The organism is Streptomyces sp. JLYT201, assembly GCF_059448825.1.
This window is the reverse complement of record NZ_CM182551.1, coordinates 9,489,281-9,503,056: the sequence shown is the minus strand read 5'-3', so window position 1 is coordinate 9,503,056 and position 13,776 is coordinate 9,489,281. Positions and strand designations below refer to the sequence as shown.

The following is a 13,776-nucleotide window of genomic DNA, read 5'->3' as shown; positions in this document are numbered from 1 at the left end:
AACTGGTGGCACTCTTCAAGCGCCGCCTGAGATGCACGGAGCAGCGCGAGACCGCGCTCGAGTCGCCCCTGCCCGACTGCTGGGCAAGCGGCCAATGTCGGGGACGCCGACCGCGCGGAGTACCGTGGGGCGACCGGGAGTTCACCGTGTGCCGCTCCGCCGGCACCGCTTCCGCGGTACGCCGATGCCGGGCCGCCCCACGGCCGCCCGGGGACAGGGACCGCGCCATGGACGCGCCCAACGCCCGCGACCACCCCCAGCCCATCCGTCTCGCTCTGTGCCCGCCGAGCTTCCCGCCCGGACCCGTGTGCGGCGCGTGGTGGCCGCGGTCCGATGACCTGGCCGTCGAACTTCCCGGCCTGGTCGACGCGTTCGCCCTGGAGAAGGGGCGGGTGACCCGTATCGCCGCCCATCGCGAGACCTGGTCGGCCGCGCCCTGCGAGCTCCGCGTCTCCGGCCGCGCCGTGCGGGCCGCCTGGCTCGTCTCCGGGTGCGACCCGCACACGATCCGGCTCTTCTCCCACAACTTCCGCCGCTGGGACCTGCTCGTCGTCCCGCCCGACACCGCCGCCACCCCCGCCGCGCGGCTCATGACCGCCGCGTCCGACCCCGCGAACCGCCTCGCGGCGAGCGCGCTCGTGGCAGCCGAGCGGAGCCGGATGCCTCCTCGCGACGTGCCCGCGGCCGATCCTGGCCGGAGTTAGAGTTCTCGCCGGCCCAGCACGCCGGAGCAGGAGTGGGCAGGGCAAGGCCTCGGAAAGGGAATCATGGACGCTCCCCCGCAGACCCGGGTGTCGGCCTACGCCGTGGTGGTGGAGGACGGGCGGATGCTGCTGGCCCGCCTGTCGGACTCCTCACCGGTCTTCGCCCCGGGGCTCTGGCACCTGCCCGGCGGCGGGATCGACCCGGGCGAGCAGCCCGCGCAGGGGCTCGCCCGGGAGCTGCGGGAGGAGACCGGGCGTGAACTCCTCGACGCCAGGCTGCTGGACGCCCGCTCGTACGCGGTGCGGCGCCAGGGCGTCGACTGGCACCTCGTGGGGCTCTTCTACGCCGTCACCTTGAAGGCGGGGGCCGCCACGGTCGCGGAGACCGACGGCTCGACCGACGCCGCACGCTGGATACCCCTGGCGGAGCTACGGCCCTCCGCGCTGTCACCGGCGGCCGTGGACGCGCTCCGGCTCCTGGACGCGGCGGTCCGCTGAGCGGAACACTCCCTTGTCCCCCGTGCCACCCCCGCAGATGCTGGGTGCACACGCCACCCAGACAACGGGGGAACCTCGTGACACCTCGCTCACCGTCCCGCCGCTCGCTGCTGAGAGGAGCGGGGGCCGCCGTGCTGACCGCGGGCCCGATCGCCCTGGCCGCACCCGCCACCGCGGCGCCCTCCCCCGCACCGCGCCGACCGTCGCGCCGCGGGCGGGCGCGGCTCGTAGCGGCCGGCGTACGGGACAAGATGACGTGGTGGGACGCCACGAGCACGGCCGCGCCGACCGTGTACCAGCCGAACAACGTCCCGCTCCTCGCCTGGCGCGGCAACCGCAACAGCCGCAACATCACCCTGGCCAACGTGATCGGCCCGCGGCTTCAGTTCGCCGGATCGACCCTGCAGAAGACGATCCTGGGCGCGGCGTCCGACTACGCCCCGGTCTTCCTGCCGCAGCTGTCGCCCCAACGCACCGCCCGCCTCGCCTGGACCGGGCTCGAACAGCGGCGCCTGGTGCGCGTCGGTGACTTCGCCCTCACCGACGACCTGCGGCTGACCGGCGAGATGACCGGGCAGACCCTGATGGGCAGCGGGCAGCTCAACGCGACGAGCGGCCCCGACCTGTCGTGGCTCCAGCGCCACCGGGTCAACGTGCTCGACGAGAACGGCCGCGTCGCCTTCGCCCAGGCCAGGGACATGACGTTCGACGAAGCGCTGCCCCTGCCCTTCCTGGGCAGCCCCCGGGGCCCGGTCCGCAACCGGGGTCTCAACGAGCCCGGCGCCCTGTGGGCATGGACCGCGGCCGACGGCGCCCTGTGCTTCGCGCTCACCCGGTCCCCCGTGCCGACGACGGAGTCGCCGACGGTGGCCCGGTCGGCGCAGTCGAGCATCTGCGAGCCGTCCCGTCTCCTGCCGTACGGCAACTCGCTCTACATCGCCTGGACCGGCATCGACGGCGCCGGACGCCTCAACATCGCCCCCGTCGACCTGGAGGCGGTCCGGGCCGGGAGCGACCCCATCGGCACGGTGTACACGCTCCCCGAGAACAGCCTCGCCGCCCCCGCCGTGGAAGTGCAGATCGACGTCGACAGCGGGCGCAGCCGCCTGGTCGTCTTCTGGACCGGCACCGACGGCACGGGAGCGCTCAACGCCTGCGAGGTGCTCCTGCCCTGACACCGGGGCCCTGCAGCACCGATCCCTTCGGCCCAAGCGGCGCACCCCGTTCGTGGGGACACCCGCTGCCGCGGTTCGCGTGCCCTCCGGCCCTGGGCATGATCATGACGTCCCCGGCATCCGGGCCCGTCGTCCCCGAGGTACGCGTCCGTGGTTCTCGTCATCGTCGTCGCCGCTCTCGCCCTGCTCGCCGGACTCCTGGCGAACCGCTGTCTGCGGCCCAGGCTGATCACCGCCGACGACAACGAGGGCATGGCGGTGAAGGACCTGGTCGGGCCTCTCCTGACGCTGACGGTGCTGCTGCTCGCGTTCGTCCTGGTCACCGCATAGGGCTCGTACGGGAAGGCCGAGGTCGCCGCCCGTGGTGAGACCGTGCCCTGGACCAGCTCGTCGAGAGCGCGGAGTACGCGCCCGCGGCGCAGCGGGCCCGGGTCCAGGCCGACGCCGTCTGCTACGCGCGCGCCGTCCGCCACCAGGAGTGGCCCGCGATGGCGGACGGGAAGGGGTCGGCCGCGCCGAGCGTGTGGTCGACCGACTTCCGGCGCGCCTTCGGCGAGGTACAGGGCAAGCCGGTGTTCGGCATGCTGGTCGCCGCGGACAACAAGCGGTCGGAGGAACGCGAGGAACGCCTCACCCAGGCCACGGCCAGCATCCCCAGCGCCATCGTCTGGTTCCTCCTGGCGACCCTGACCCTGACCGTCGTGGCCCTCGGCATCTGTCTGCCGCGCAGGAACAACCGGGGCCAGCTGATCACCCTCGCCCTGATCACGGCACTCCTGACGACGACGCTGTGCATCATCCGGGACGTCGACCGGCCCTTCGGCGGCATCATCGACGTGGAGCCCACCGCGATCAGCGAGGCCGAGCGCCAGGCCGACCGGGACTTCCTCATCAACCACACCGCGGCCGAACTGCCCTGCGGCGCCGACGGCGACCGCCGCCGCGCCACGACCTGACCCGGCCGCCGGGACCACGCGCGCCCGCGTGCGCGCCCTCTCCCGGTGCGCCGGTCGGCCTCCACCCGGACGAGTTGCTCCGCGTGCACCGTACCGGTGTGCCAACCCCCGCCCGGGCAGCATGAGTCTTCCTGGCGAGAGGGAGGTTCCCATGGCGATGCGCACGGTACGGATCTCACTGGCCGCCCTGGTGACGGCGGCCTCGATGGTCACGGCCATCGGACTCGCCGCCTCCTCCGCGGGGGCGGCGGCACCCGACGTACCGGACCGGGGGCACGTACCGACCCGGGCCGCCGTGGACGCCGCCGTCGCGGGCGGAGTCCCGGGCGTCCTGGCACAGGCGCACGACGCGCGGGGGACCTGGCACGGCAACGGCGGGGTCGCCGACCTCAGCACGCGGCGCCCGCCCCTGCCGGGCGACCGGTTCCGGGTGGGCAGCATCTCCAAGACGTTCATCGCGACCGTCCTCCTCCAGCTGGAGGCGGAGGGCAGGCTGAGCCTTTCGGACACCGTGGAGAAGTGGCTGCCGGGCGTGGTGCGCGGCCACGGACACGACGGCCGCCGGATCAGCCTCCGACAGCTCCTCAACCACACCAGCGGCGTCTACGACTACACCGAGGACCCGGGCCTGCACCTCCAGGGCAAGCAGTATCTGGCCCACCGCTACGACACCTGGCGCCCCGAGCAGCTCGTGGCGCTCGCCATGCGGCACGCGCCGAACTTCGCGCCCGGGACGAGCTGGGGCTACACCACCACCGAGTACGTCCTCGCCGCGATGGTCGTCGAGCGGGCGACGGGCCACGACTACGCGGCGGAGGCCGAGCGGCGGATCTTCGGGCCGCTCGGGCTGCACGCCACCACCCTGCCCGGCACCCGCTCCCGCCTTCCGGCGCCGAGCGGGCGCATGTACACCACGTTCGCCGACGACCCGCGGCACGAGGTCCACGACATCACCGAGTTCAACCCGTCCTGGGGCTGGTCCGCCGGGGAGGTCATCTCCAGCACCGCCGACCTCGACCGCTTCCTCGCCGCCCTGATGCGGGGAAGGCTCCTCCCCCGAGCCCAGCTGGAGGAGATGACGACCACGGTCCCCTCCCCCGACTTCGGCGACGGCCAGGACGACGGCCTCGGGATCTTCCGCGCCGAACTCCCTTGCGGCAAGGTCGTCTGGGGCCACACCGGCTTCCTGCCCGGCTCTCAGAGCATGGCCTACACCACCCGGGACGGCCGGCACCGTCTGGTGGCCAACTTCAACACCGACTGGGCCGGCGACGGCGACGCGGCCGGGTATCTGCTCCTGGCGGAATTCTGCGGGACCGTTCCGCCGTCCTCGACCGCTGCGGCGTCGGTTGTGGTTCCGTAAGCCCGTCGACCGCGCCGCAGCCGGTCGATCCCCTCGCGGAAGGACGTACGCCATGGCAGAGCACGTCTCCGGTACTTCACGTCGCAGGGTTCTGGGCGCGGGCGCCGCCCTGGGTGCGCTCGCCGCGCTCGGGCCGCTCGCGGCGGCGGCCGACGCCGCGCCCGCGGGGGCCGCCTGGCCCACGGAATTCCCGCTGCCGGACGGCTTCCGGCCCGAGGGCATCGCCATCGGCCCCGGCCCGTACGCCTGGTTCGGCTCGCTCGGCGGCGGGGACCTGTACCGCGCGAGCCTCGCCACCGGGCGCGGCGAGACCATCGCCACGGGCACGGACGCGATGAGCGTCGGCCTCAAGAGCGACAGACGCGGCCGCCTCTTCATCGCCGGCGGCGGCTCGCGCCAACTGCGCGTCGTGGCGGGCCGCAGCGGCCGCGTCCTCGCCACGTACGAGGTCGGCAGGCCCGCCAGCCTCATCAACGACGTCGTCCTCACGCCCCGGGCGGCCTGGTTCACCGACTCCACCCAGCAGCAGCTGTACGGCCTGCCCCTGGGCCCCAAGGGCGAGTTGCCCGCCGCCCGTGACATGGTGACGCTGCCGCTGGGCGGGGAGTGGATCGAGGCCCCGGCCGAGGGCTTCACCACCAACGGCCTCGCGCGCACTCCGGACGGGCGCGGGCTGCTCGTCATCAACGTCCACGCCCACGGCGGCAGTCTCTACCGCGTCGACGTGCGCAGCGGCGACGCCCGCCGCGTCGACCTCGGCGGCAGCAAGCTCCCCGACGGCGACGGCGCGCTCCTCCTCGGCCGCACGCTCTACGTCGTCCAGCAGATCCAGAACGCCGTGGACGTGTTCCACCTGGACGCCACGGGCCTGCGCGGCACGGCGATCGCCCGGATCACCGACCCCCGCTTCCGCGTCCCCACCACCGTCGCCGCGTTCGGCGACCGGCTGTATCTGCCCAACTCCCGCTTCGGTGAAGAGCCCACGCCGACGACCGAGTACAACGCGGTGGCGGTGCGCCGGGTCCACTAGCCGGGAGAGCCCGGCCCCGCGCGCTACCCGGCCAGCGACGCCAGGGTCGGGCCGTCGGGGCGGACCGTGATGCTGTACGCGGACTTGTCCGGGACGGAGTGGAAGCGCGGGACGGGGCCGGGCAGCAGGTGTTCCAGGAGCGCGGTCGACTCCCGGAGGGCGAACTGCAGGCCCAGGCAGGCCCGGGCCCCCAGGCCGAAGGGGTAGTAGCTGCCGGGGTGGGTGGGGCGCCGTCCGGGGGTGGTGAAGCGCCCGGGGTCGAAGCGCCCGGGGTCCTGCCAGAGACCGGGGTCCCGGTGGGTGAGGTAGGGGCAGACCAGTACGTCGGTGTCCGCCTCGACCTCGTACCCGGCGAGGACGTCGGCTTGCGCGGCACGGCGCGGCAGGATCCAGGCGGAGGGGTAGAAGCGCAGCGTCTCGTGGACGAGCGCCTGGACGGCCTCCCGGCGCGCGGGAGAGCCCTCCGCGCCCGCGGCGAGGGCCTGCTCCCGCGCGTCCGGGTTGCGGTCCAGCAGGAGGTGGAGCCAGGTCAGGGTGGTGGCGGTGGTCTCGTGACCGGCGACGAGGAGGGTGACCAGCTCGTCGCGGATCAGCCGGTCGGTGTACTCCGGGCGCGTGCCCGCCGCCTCGACCAGGACGTGCAGCAGGCCCGGCCCGTCGGGGCCGGGCGCGTCGTCCCGGGCGGCGGCGATGGCGCGGCTCGCCACGGCGTCGATGCGGGCGAGGTCGGCGGCGACGGCCCCCTGGGGGTCGGCGCCGTCGGCGGGCAGGCTGGGCAGCGCGGCCACCACGGCGGGCACGGAGGTCAGTTCGCGCTCCGTGCCGGGGTCCAGGGGGTGCCCGGTCAGGGAGCGCCAGATGGTGTCCAGGGCGAAGCGGCGCATCTCGTCGCCGACGTCGAAGACCTCGCCGGTACGGGCGTACGCGGCCCAGCGGGCGGCGGCGGTCCGGGCGGCCTCGGTGATCCGCTGCTCGTAGCGGCGCATGCCACGGCCGGTGAACTGAGCCTGGAGCAGCCGCCGTTGCCGCTGCCACGCCTCGCCCGTCGCGGCCAGGAGGCCGTCGCCGATCAGGAGCCGGGCGCGGTGCGAGCGCTTCACGTACCGGTCGGGGTGGAGCGCGAGTACGTGCTGTACGGCCTGGGGCTCGGTGACCAGGACGGTCGGGCGCGGGCCGAGCCCGATCGCGGCGACGCCGCCGAGCTCTTCGCGCGCCCGGGCGAAGAGGTCGACGAGTTCCCCTCCCCGGGCCCGCCACTCCCGGACGGCGGTGGGATCGAGCTCGGGGATCCGGCGGCCGGTCGGGGACGGGCCGGGGCGGGCGTGGGTGGCCACGTGGCTGCTCCTGTTCAGCGGCTTACGCCGACACGGGCGGGTGCGGGCTTCACGCACTGTAGGGGAGCACGAGCGGTGGGCGACAGCCCACCGGCCCGTGCCCCGGAATCATGAAGTCCCCTCGTCCCACAGGTCGCTGCTCCGGGCCCGGACGACAGCCTCGACACGGGTGAGCACGTCGCCGTCCGGCCGTGGGCCGAGGCGTCGTCCGTCGCGCAGGCGCAGGGCGACGTGGTCGTCGGCGGCCTCCTTGGGGCCGATGACGGCCTGGTAGGGCACGAGGCGGGCCCGGCGGACGCGCGCGCCGAGGCTGCCGTGCTCCGGGCCCACCACCTCGGCGCGCAGGCCCCGTTCGGCGCAGCGCCCGGCGAACGCCCGGGCGTGCGGCATCTCGCCGTCGGTGAGGGGCAGGATCGCCAGCTGGGTGGGCGCGAGCCAGGCGGGGAAGGCGCCGCCGTGCTGCTCGACGAGGTGGGCGACGGCCCGCTCGACGCTGCCGATGATGCTGCGGTGGACCATGACCGGGCGGTGCTTGGCGCCGTCCGCGCCGACGTAGTGCAGGTCGAACTGCTCGGGCTGGTGGAAGTCGACCTGCACGGTGGACAGGGTGGACTCGCGTCCCGCGCTGTCGGTGACCTGGACGTCGATCTTGGGTCCGTAGAACGCGGCTTCCCTGTCCGCCGCTTCGTAGGGGAGCCCGGAGCGGTCGAGTACGCCGGTCAGGAGGGCGGTGGCGCGCTCCCACTTCTCGGGGGCGGCCACGTACTTGCCTCCGGCGCCGGGCAGGGAGAGGCGGAAGCGGGCCGGGGTGATGCCGAGCGCCTCGTACGCCCGGCGGATCATGTCCAGGGCCGCGTGCGCCTCCTCCTCGACCTGGTCGAGGGTGCAGAAGACGTGCGCGTCGTTGAGCTGGATGGCGCGCACCCGGGTCAGTCCGCCGAGCACGCCGGAGAGTTCCGAGCGGTACATGCCGCCGAGTTCCGCCATGCGCAGGGGCAGTTCGCGGTAGCTGTGGGAGCGGGACCGGTAGATCACCGCGTGGTGCGGGCACAGGCTCGGACGCAGCACGACCTGCTCGCCGCCGAGGTCCATCGGCGGGAACATGTCGTCGCTGTAGTGCGCCCAGTGCCCGGAGGTCTCGTACAGCTCGCGCTTGCCGAGCACGGGTGAGTACACGTGCCGGTAGCCCGCGCGGCGCTCGGCGTCGCGGATGTACTCCTCCAGGGTGTGCCGGAGGACCGCGCCGTCGGGCAGCCAGTACGGAAGTCCCGCGCCGATGAGCGGGTCGGTGTCGAACAGGCCGAGCTCGCGGCCGAGTCTGCGGTGGTCGGGCATGGCGGTCTCCTCGCGGACGGAAGGGGCGGGTGACCACAGGACGAAGCCCCGGGGCACTCACCCCGGGGCTTCGGATCAGGACGTCTGTCAGCGCGCCGGGATGCTCTCCGGCGTCGTCGTCTTCTCGGCGCGCTTCATGCGGGGGACGGTAGCAAGCCGCCTCGGCGCCCGCACCGCGTTTTCCGTCCGCCGGGCGGACCCGCGCCCCCGCCGCCGTCTACCGTACGAACTTCCAGGTGAGGCCGTTGATCACGCCGGCCTCCAGGGGTGCGAGGCGGCGGAACGCGGCCTCGCTGAGGTCGATATGCGTCGAGGCGCAGGACGGGCACTTGTCCCGCACCGGCACGGTGATCGTCCTGCCCCGGTACGTCACCCGCACCTCGACGCCCCTGCACAGCGGGTCGTTGTTCGGGTTCGGGCCGGTCCACCAGGCGGCGGGCACGGCGACCAGGTCCTGCGCGGTCGGGTCGAGGCGGGTGCCGCAGGCTCCGTAGCCCTTGTTGCCGTAGTACGTGGCCTTGCCGGACATCGGCTGGCCTGTGGGTATGTCGGCGCGTGCGGGACCGGTGCTGAGCGCGACACCGACCACCGCGGTGGCCAGGACACCGCCGCATCGACTGAGCCTCATGATGTGACACCCCACTCTCCTTGCGAACGCCCACCTGTCGAGGGCGCTTTCACGAGGAGCGAGCATGCGGAGGCCGCGCCCGGGCGGACAAGACACCGTCGGCGCGGGTGGCCTCAACCTGTCGTAACCCGGGGGAACTTGCCACCCACGCGCCTCACGGCTGACACGTGCCGCCCCGGACGCGGCGCGGAAGTCGGCCGAGCGGCACGGCCGCGCGCGACGGGCATCGGCGAACGGCTCGATGTGGCGGGCAGGCGGCCGTCGGGGCAGAGGGCGGTGGGCGGTCTGCCGGGTCGGCGGGCGCGGTGCGTCAGCGGGCCGCCGAGGGGAAGCGCTCAGTCCGTCGCGATGCGTACGCGCTCGGAGGCCCCGTCCGAGAGGAACGCCGACAGCGTCCTGCCCTCGTCGTCGACGGCGGCGCGCTCGGCCCGCGAGACGCGGCGCAGCGGGGTGACCGTCACGGTGTCGTCCCGCACGGTCCAGGTCGCCGCGACCCTGCCGTCGAGCAGGACGACGCGGGCACCGGCGACGGACAGGCCGCGGTGGTCGTCGTCGATGATCCGGCCGCGGTCCTGGTAGCCGAGGATCGCGTTGTCGAACGCGGGCAGGAAGCGCACCGGGGCGGGCGTGTCGGGGTCCGGTCGGGGCGCGTCGGGGAGGTCGAGCAGCTCCCGGCGGCGCTCGTCGCGGAAGGCGACCAGTTCCCCGCGGACGGCGGCGACCGCGGCCGGCAGCCCCGCGAGGCCGCTCCAGGCGCGCAGGTCGGCCGTGGCGGCCGGGCCGAAGGCGGCGAGGTAGCGGCGTACCAGCGCCTCACCGACCGGATCGGAGCCCGCGGGCGCCGGCGGCGCGGCAGCACGCCCCAGCCAGGTGGAGAGCGGGAGGTTGCGCACGCCCGCCTTGGTGCGCCACAGCCCGCGCGGCGGCACCTGGACCATGGGCACGAGCGCGGCGATCACCATCTCCCCCAGGGCGCGGGGTGCCGTGTCCGGCCAGCGGTCGGCGAGCGCCCGAGTGATTTCGGCCATGGTGCGGGGTTCGCCGTCGGCCATCAACGCCCGGCCCGCCGCGGCGAGTTCGTCGAGGTCCACCTCTTCGAGCTCGCCGCGGTAGACTCCGAGCACCCGCTGGCGCAGCATCGCATCGTGGCGCGACCGCCAGGCCAGGGCGTCGTCGGCGGTGACGAGGTGGACGGTGCGGCGCATCAGGTGCGTGCGCACCACGCGCCGCTCGACGAGCAGGTCCGACAGCTCCCTGGGCGCGAAGGCGCGCAGACGCGACCAGAGTCCGACGAACGGCTCCTGCGGCTCCTGTGCCTGGAGTCCGCCGAGGTGCGCGACGGCGTCGAGGGCCGGTAGGCCGGCGCGGTCGAGGAGCAGTTGCCGGGCGAGCGTCGCGCGCCCCAGCGCGCGGTTGTCGAGCACGGTCACCGGGCCACCTCCGGGCGCCGGTTTCCGGTAAAGCCGTGCGGGTACGACGACACTGGTCCGCCCTCACCGGTTCGTCGGTTCTTCCTCACTGACTCGTCCTCGCTTCTGGATCACGCGTCCTTCGGTCGGTGATCACAGTGCCAGGAGTCGCGGTCAGTTCGCGTCCGCAATGCGTGACGCCTTCCGTTCCGCGCGCCCGACGCAGGCGGCGCGGCGCGCCCCGGCCCGGACGCGGGCCGGGACCCTCCGCATCGCCTACCGCACCCGGTACACCTGTCCCGTCTGCGCCCCTTCGACCGCGCGGACGTACGCCGTCGCGACGCGCGCCGCGGGGACCGGCTCCATGCCCGCGAAGAACGGCCCGTACGCGGCCAGGGACTCCTCGGCCACGGTGGGGCTGACCGCGTTGATCCGCCGCGGCGGGAGCTCGATCGCGGCGGCGCGTACGAAGGCCTCGACGGCGCCGTTGGCCGCGGACGCGGCGGCGCCCGCCACGATCGGCTCCTCCGTGAGGACACCACTGACCAGCGTGAACGAGCCGGTCGCCGCCACGTGCCCGGCGCCCTGGCGGACCAGTTCCAGCTGGGCGACGGCCTTGCCGCGGAACGTCGCCGTGACGTCGTCCGCCGTCAGCTCGGCCAGCGGCTTGAACACGGCGTCGCCCGCCGCGACGGCCACCGCGTCCAGCGGACCGGCCTGCGCGTACATCCGGGACACGGCCGCCGGATCGGTGACGTCGCAGATCAGGTCGCCGCCCGTGCGGCCGACGCCGATCACCTCGTGGCCGCGCCCGGTGAGCGCCTCGCGTACCGCGGAGCCCAACGTGCCGCCCGCGCCGACCAGAAGAATCCTCACAGTCCACCATCCAATGCCTCGAAGACGAATCCCCCCGAGATCCAAGATCCGCAGATCCGTGGATCCGGCGATCCGCGGGTCCGGCGATCCGGGGAGACCCCGGGGAACACCCCCAGGAAAAGCCGGGTGAACGGTGAACCACCCGGCGGACCCGACGCTACGGATCGCGCTCCGCGTCCGGAAATGCCGTCTGGGCAGGGACTATGCTTCGTACGCATGGATGTGGAGCTGCGTCACCTCAAGGCCCTGACCGCCATCGCCGAGGCGGGCACCGTCACCGCCGCGGCCGCCCGGCTGCACATGACGCAGCCCGCCCTGTCCCGCACGCTCGCCCAGTTGGAGGCCCGCGTGGGGGTCCGGCTCGTCGACCGCTCCTCCCGGCAGCTGGACCTCACCCCGGCCGGGGCGACCCTCCTCGGGCACGGGCGCGCCATCCTCGCCCACCTCGACGCGGCCCTCGCCGACACCCGGGCCGTCGACCGGCCGCTGCGGCTCGGTTACACGTGCGCGGTCCTCGGGCAGCAGACCGTCCCGCTGCTGCGCTCCTGGCGACGGGGGCAGCCGCACGCGCCGCTCGAAGTCGTCCGGCAGGACAACAGCACCGCGGGCCTGGCCACCGGCGACACCGACGTGGCGGTGCTGCGCACCGTGCCCGCCGACCCGCGCATCCGCACCGAGGCCCTGTACACGGAGGACCGGGTGGCCGCCCTGCCCGACGACCACCCGCTCGCGGCCCGGGACCGGGTGCGCCTGGCGGAGCTCACCTCCGGCCCGGCCCTCCCGCTGGCCCTGTGGCCGGACACCGGCACCGCGTCGGTGGACCTCTGGCCCCCGGCACAGCGCCCGCACCGCACGGTCGAGGTGCGCAACGTCGACGAGTGGCTCAACCTCATCGCGACGGGCGGCGCGTTCGGCGTCGGCGCCGCGGGCACGGCGGAGAGCCACAGCCACCCCGGGGTGCGCTTCGTCCCGATCGACGACGCCCCCGCCGCCACGGTCTACCTCGCCCACCCGTCCCACCCCACGCACCCCCGCACGGAGGAGTTCCTGGCGGCGGTACGGGAGGTGGTCAGCGCCTGAGCCGTGCCCGAGGGGTTCGAGGCCCCTCAGGGCGTACAGGCTTCGGCGATGGCCAGGCTGTCCTCGTAGACGTGGAAGCCGGTGATCAGCCCGTCCTCGACCACGCAGTGAACGGCGAAGGGCGAGCTGTACGGCTTGCCCGTAGCACGCACCCTCCCGGCGAGGCGGCCTGAGGGCCGGACCGACACACCACCGCTCCGTCAGGTACACCCCGGGCGCTGCCCGACAGGCCCCCTCGGCCCTGGCGCCCCCAGCACCGCCCGGCGCCACTCCCCGGGCGGGGCCCGTACGCGGCGGCGAAGGCGCGGCTGAAGGCGGACGGGCTGGGGAAGCCCGAGCGGGCGCCGATCACGTGGACCGGCGTGTCGCGCAGGGCGGGGTCCTCCAGCTCCGCGCGGCAGCGTTCCAGGCGGCGGTGGTGGATCGTGGCGGCCACGGTCCGCTCCCGCGCCCGGAAGAGGGTGTGGAGCGTGCGTACGGAGATGTGGTGCCGGGCCGCGACGGCGGGCGGAGTCAGGGCGGGGTCGGCCAGGTTGTCGTCGATGAAGGCGTCGACGCGGGCCAGCAGCATCCGGGTGCGGGCCTCGGGGGGCGTGCGGTCGTGCGCGTTGAGGCGGTCGGCGAGGTAGGCCACGGCCAGTTCCCACACGGCCGGTCCGAGCCGCGTCCGCTCCTGGTCGGTCATGGCCGGAGCCTCGTCGACCAAGTGCCGCAGGAACCGCGCGAAGACCGCGGCCGTGCCCCGGTCCGTCGCGGTGGCGCTCGCCAGCAGCCGGTCCGTCCTGGCGTCGGGGAAGGGCAGTTCGGCCCTGGGCAGATGCACCATGACGGCCCGGGACGTCCCGTCGTCCGCCCCGCGCAGCCCGCGCGCGTCGAAGGGCCGCGAGGTGTTCCACAGCCCCAGGTCACCGGCCCTCATCCGGGCTTCGTTGCGGGCCTGGGCGATCCACATGTCGCCGCCCGCGTTGAGCGTCAGCTCGTACACGTCGGGATCGGACCTCCTGATGAGCGCGGGGGTCCGCTCGGATCTGATCGCGGGGAAGGACAGCGTGGTCACCTGGACGACGCCGAGGCCGATGGCTCCCGCTCCCGCGGTGAAGTCACGGGTGTGCTCGCTGGTGATCCGGGTGGGTGCCACGTCCTGGCTGATCAGTTCGCACCACCAGTCGAAGCGGTGCTCTGGCGGTACGCAACTGCTGTGGAGCGCCGAGAAGCTCACTGGTCCTCCCCGAGAAAGTCACCAGTCACCGCGCGTGCGTACACCCAGTCTCGTCAAGGCCCCCGCCGACGCAAAGCGGCGCTCCGGCGCGTTGGCCGATACGACGCCAGGGTGCACGTCCCTCCGGGGACGTTCTCGGCGCTTTCGCGGAGAGACGGGCGGCCGCGCG

The 13,776-nt window shown here is 74.3% G+C and carries 14 protein-coding genes; 8 read left to right on the top strand and 6 right to left on the bottom strand.

What is annotated here, in order from left to right:
• Positions 1-227: 227 nt before the first annotated feature.
• The 7 genes from AC5WAM_RS39890 (at position 228) to AC5WAM_RS39860 (ending at position 5,726) form a co-directional block, all read left to right on the top strand.
• The gene (locus AC5WAM_RS39890) at positions 228-704 is read left to right on the top strand and encodes a DUF5994 family protein (RefSeq protein ID WP_366795644.1); all 477 of its coding nucleotides are present in this window, start codon (positions 228-230) and stop codon (positions 702-704) included.
• Positions 705-767: 63 nt separating this feature from the next.
• A complete protein-coding gene (locus tag AC5WAM_RS39885) occupies positions 768-1,202 on the top strand; it encodes an NUDIX hydrolase (protein WP_495520661.1) in 435 nt (144 codons plus the stop codon).
• 131 nt (positions 1,203-1,333) lie between these two features.
• Entirely contained in the window at positions 1,334-2,377 is a 1,044-nt protein-coding gene (locus tag AC5WAM_RS39880) for a hypothetical protein (RefSeq protein WP_366795642.1), read from the top strand.
• A gap of 150 nt (positions 2,378-2,527) precedes the next feature.
• Positions 2,528-2,707 (top strand): hypothetical protein, encoded by a 180-nt coding sequence (locus AC5WAM_RS39875; protein WP_495520660.1) that lies wholly within the window; start codon positions 2,528-2,530, stop codon positions 2,705-2,707.
• Between the two features lie 47 nt (positions 2,708-2,754).
• Positions 2,755-3,333, top strand: a complete 579-nt coding sequence (locus AC5WAM_RS39870) for a bestrophin-like domain (protein ID WP_495523755.1) — start codon at positions 2,755-2,757, stop codon at positions 3,331-3,333.
• Positions 3,334-3,484: 151 nt separating this feature from the next.
• Positions 3,485-4,696 (top strand): serine hydrolase domain-containing protein, encoded by a 1,212-nt coding sequence (locus AC5WAM_RS39865; protein WP_495520659.1) that lies wholly within the window; start codon positions 3,485-3,487, stop codon positions 4,694-4,696.
• A gap of 52 nt (positions 4,697-4,748) precedes the next feature.
• Positions 4,749-5,726: an SMP-30/gluconolactonase/LRE family protein gene (locus AC5WAM_RS39860; protein WP_495520658.1), complete on the top strand. Its 978-nt coding sequence runs from the start codon at positions 4,749-4,751 to the stop codon at positions 5,724-5,726.
• 23 nt (positions 5,727-5,749) lie between these two features.
• Here AC5WAM_RS39860 and AC5WAM_RS39855 read toward each other — a convergent pair whose 3' ends face one another.
• From AC5WAM_RS39855 to AC5WAM_RS39835, 5 genes are all read right to left on the bottom strand, one after another.
• Entirely contained in the window at positions 5,750-7,060 is a 1,311-nt protein-coding gene (locus AC5WAM_RS39855; RefSeq protein ID WP_495520657.1) for a cytochrome P450, read from the bottom strand.
• 108 nt (positions 7,061-7,168) lie between these two features.
• Positions 7,169-8,434, bottom strand: coding sequence for a threonine--tRNA ligase (gene thrS / locus AC5WAM_RS39850; RefSeq protein ID WP_495523754.1), 1,266 nt, complete (start codon positions 8,432-8,434; stop codon positions 7,169-7,171).
• A gap of 178 nt (positions 8,435-8,612) precedes the next feature.
• The gene (locus AC5WAM_RS39845; RefSeq protein WP_495520656.1) at positions 8,613-9,023 is read right to left on the bottom strand and encodes a cysteine/serine endopeptidase inhibitor; all 411 of its coding nucleotides are present in this window, start codon (positions 9,021-9,023) and stop codon (positions 8,613-8,615) included.
• A 335-nt stretch (positions 9,024-9,358) separates the two neighbouring features.
• On the bottom strand, positions 9,359-10,453 hold the full coding sequence (locus AC5WAM_RS39840; RefSeq protein ID WP_495520655.1) for a winged helix DNA-binding domain-containing protein: 1,095 nt from the start codon (positions 10,451-10,453) through the stop codon (positions 9,359-9,361).
• Between the two features lie 255 nt (positions 10,454-10,708).
• Positions 10,709-11,323, bottom strand: coding sequence for a short chain dehydrogenase (locus AC5WAM_RS39835; protein ID WP_495523753.1), 615 nt, complete (start codon positions 11,321-11,323; stop codon positions 10,709-10,711).
• A 201-nt stretch (positions 11,324-11,524) separates the two neighbouring features.
• On the opposite strand from AC5WAM_RS39835, the gene AC5WAM_RS39830 reads away from it, so the two are divergent.
• A complete protein-coding gene (locus AC5WAM_RS39830) occupies positions 11,525-12,388 on the top strand; it encodes a LysR family transcriptional regulator (protein ID WP_495520654.1) in 864 nt (287 codons plus the stop codon).
• 85 nt (positions 12,389-12,473) lie between these two features.
• Here AC5WAM_RS39830 and AC5WAM_RS39825 read toward each other — a convergent pair whose 3' ends face one another.
• A complete protein-coding gene (locus AC5WAM_RS39825; RefSeq protein WP_495520653.1) occupies positions 12,474-13,607 on the bottom strand; it encodes an AraC-like ligand-binding domain-containing protein in 1,134 nt (377 codons plus the stop codon).
• Between the last annotated feature and the right edge of the window lie 169 nt (positions 13,608-13,776).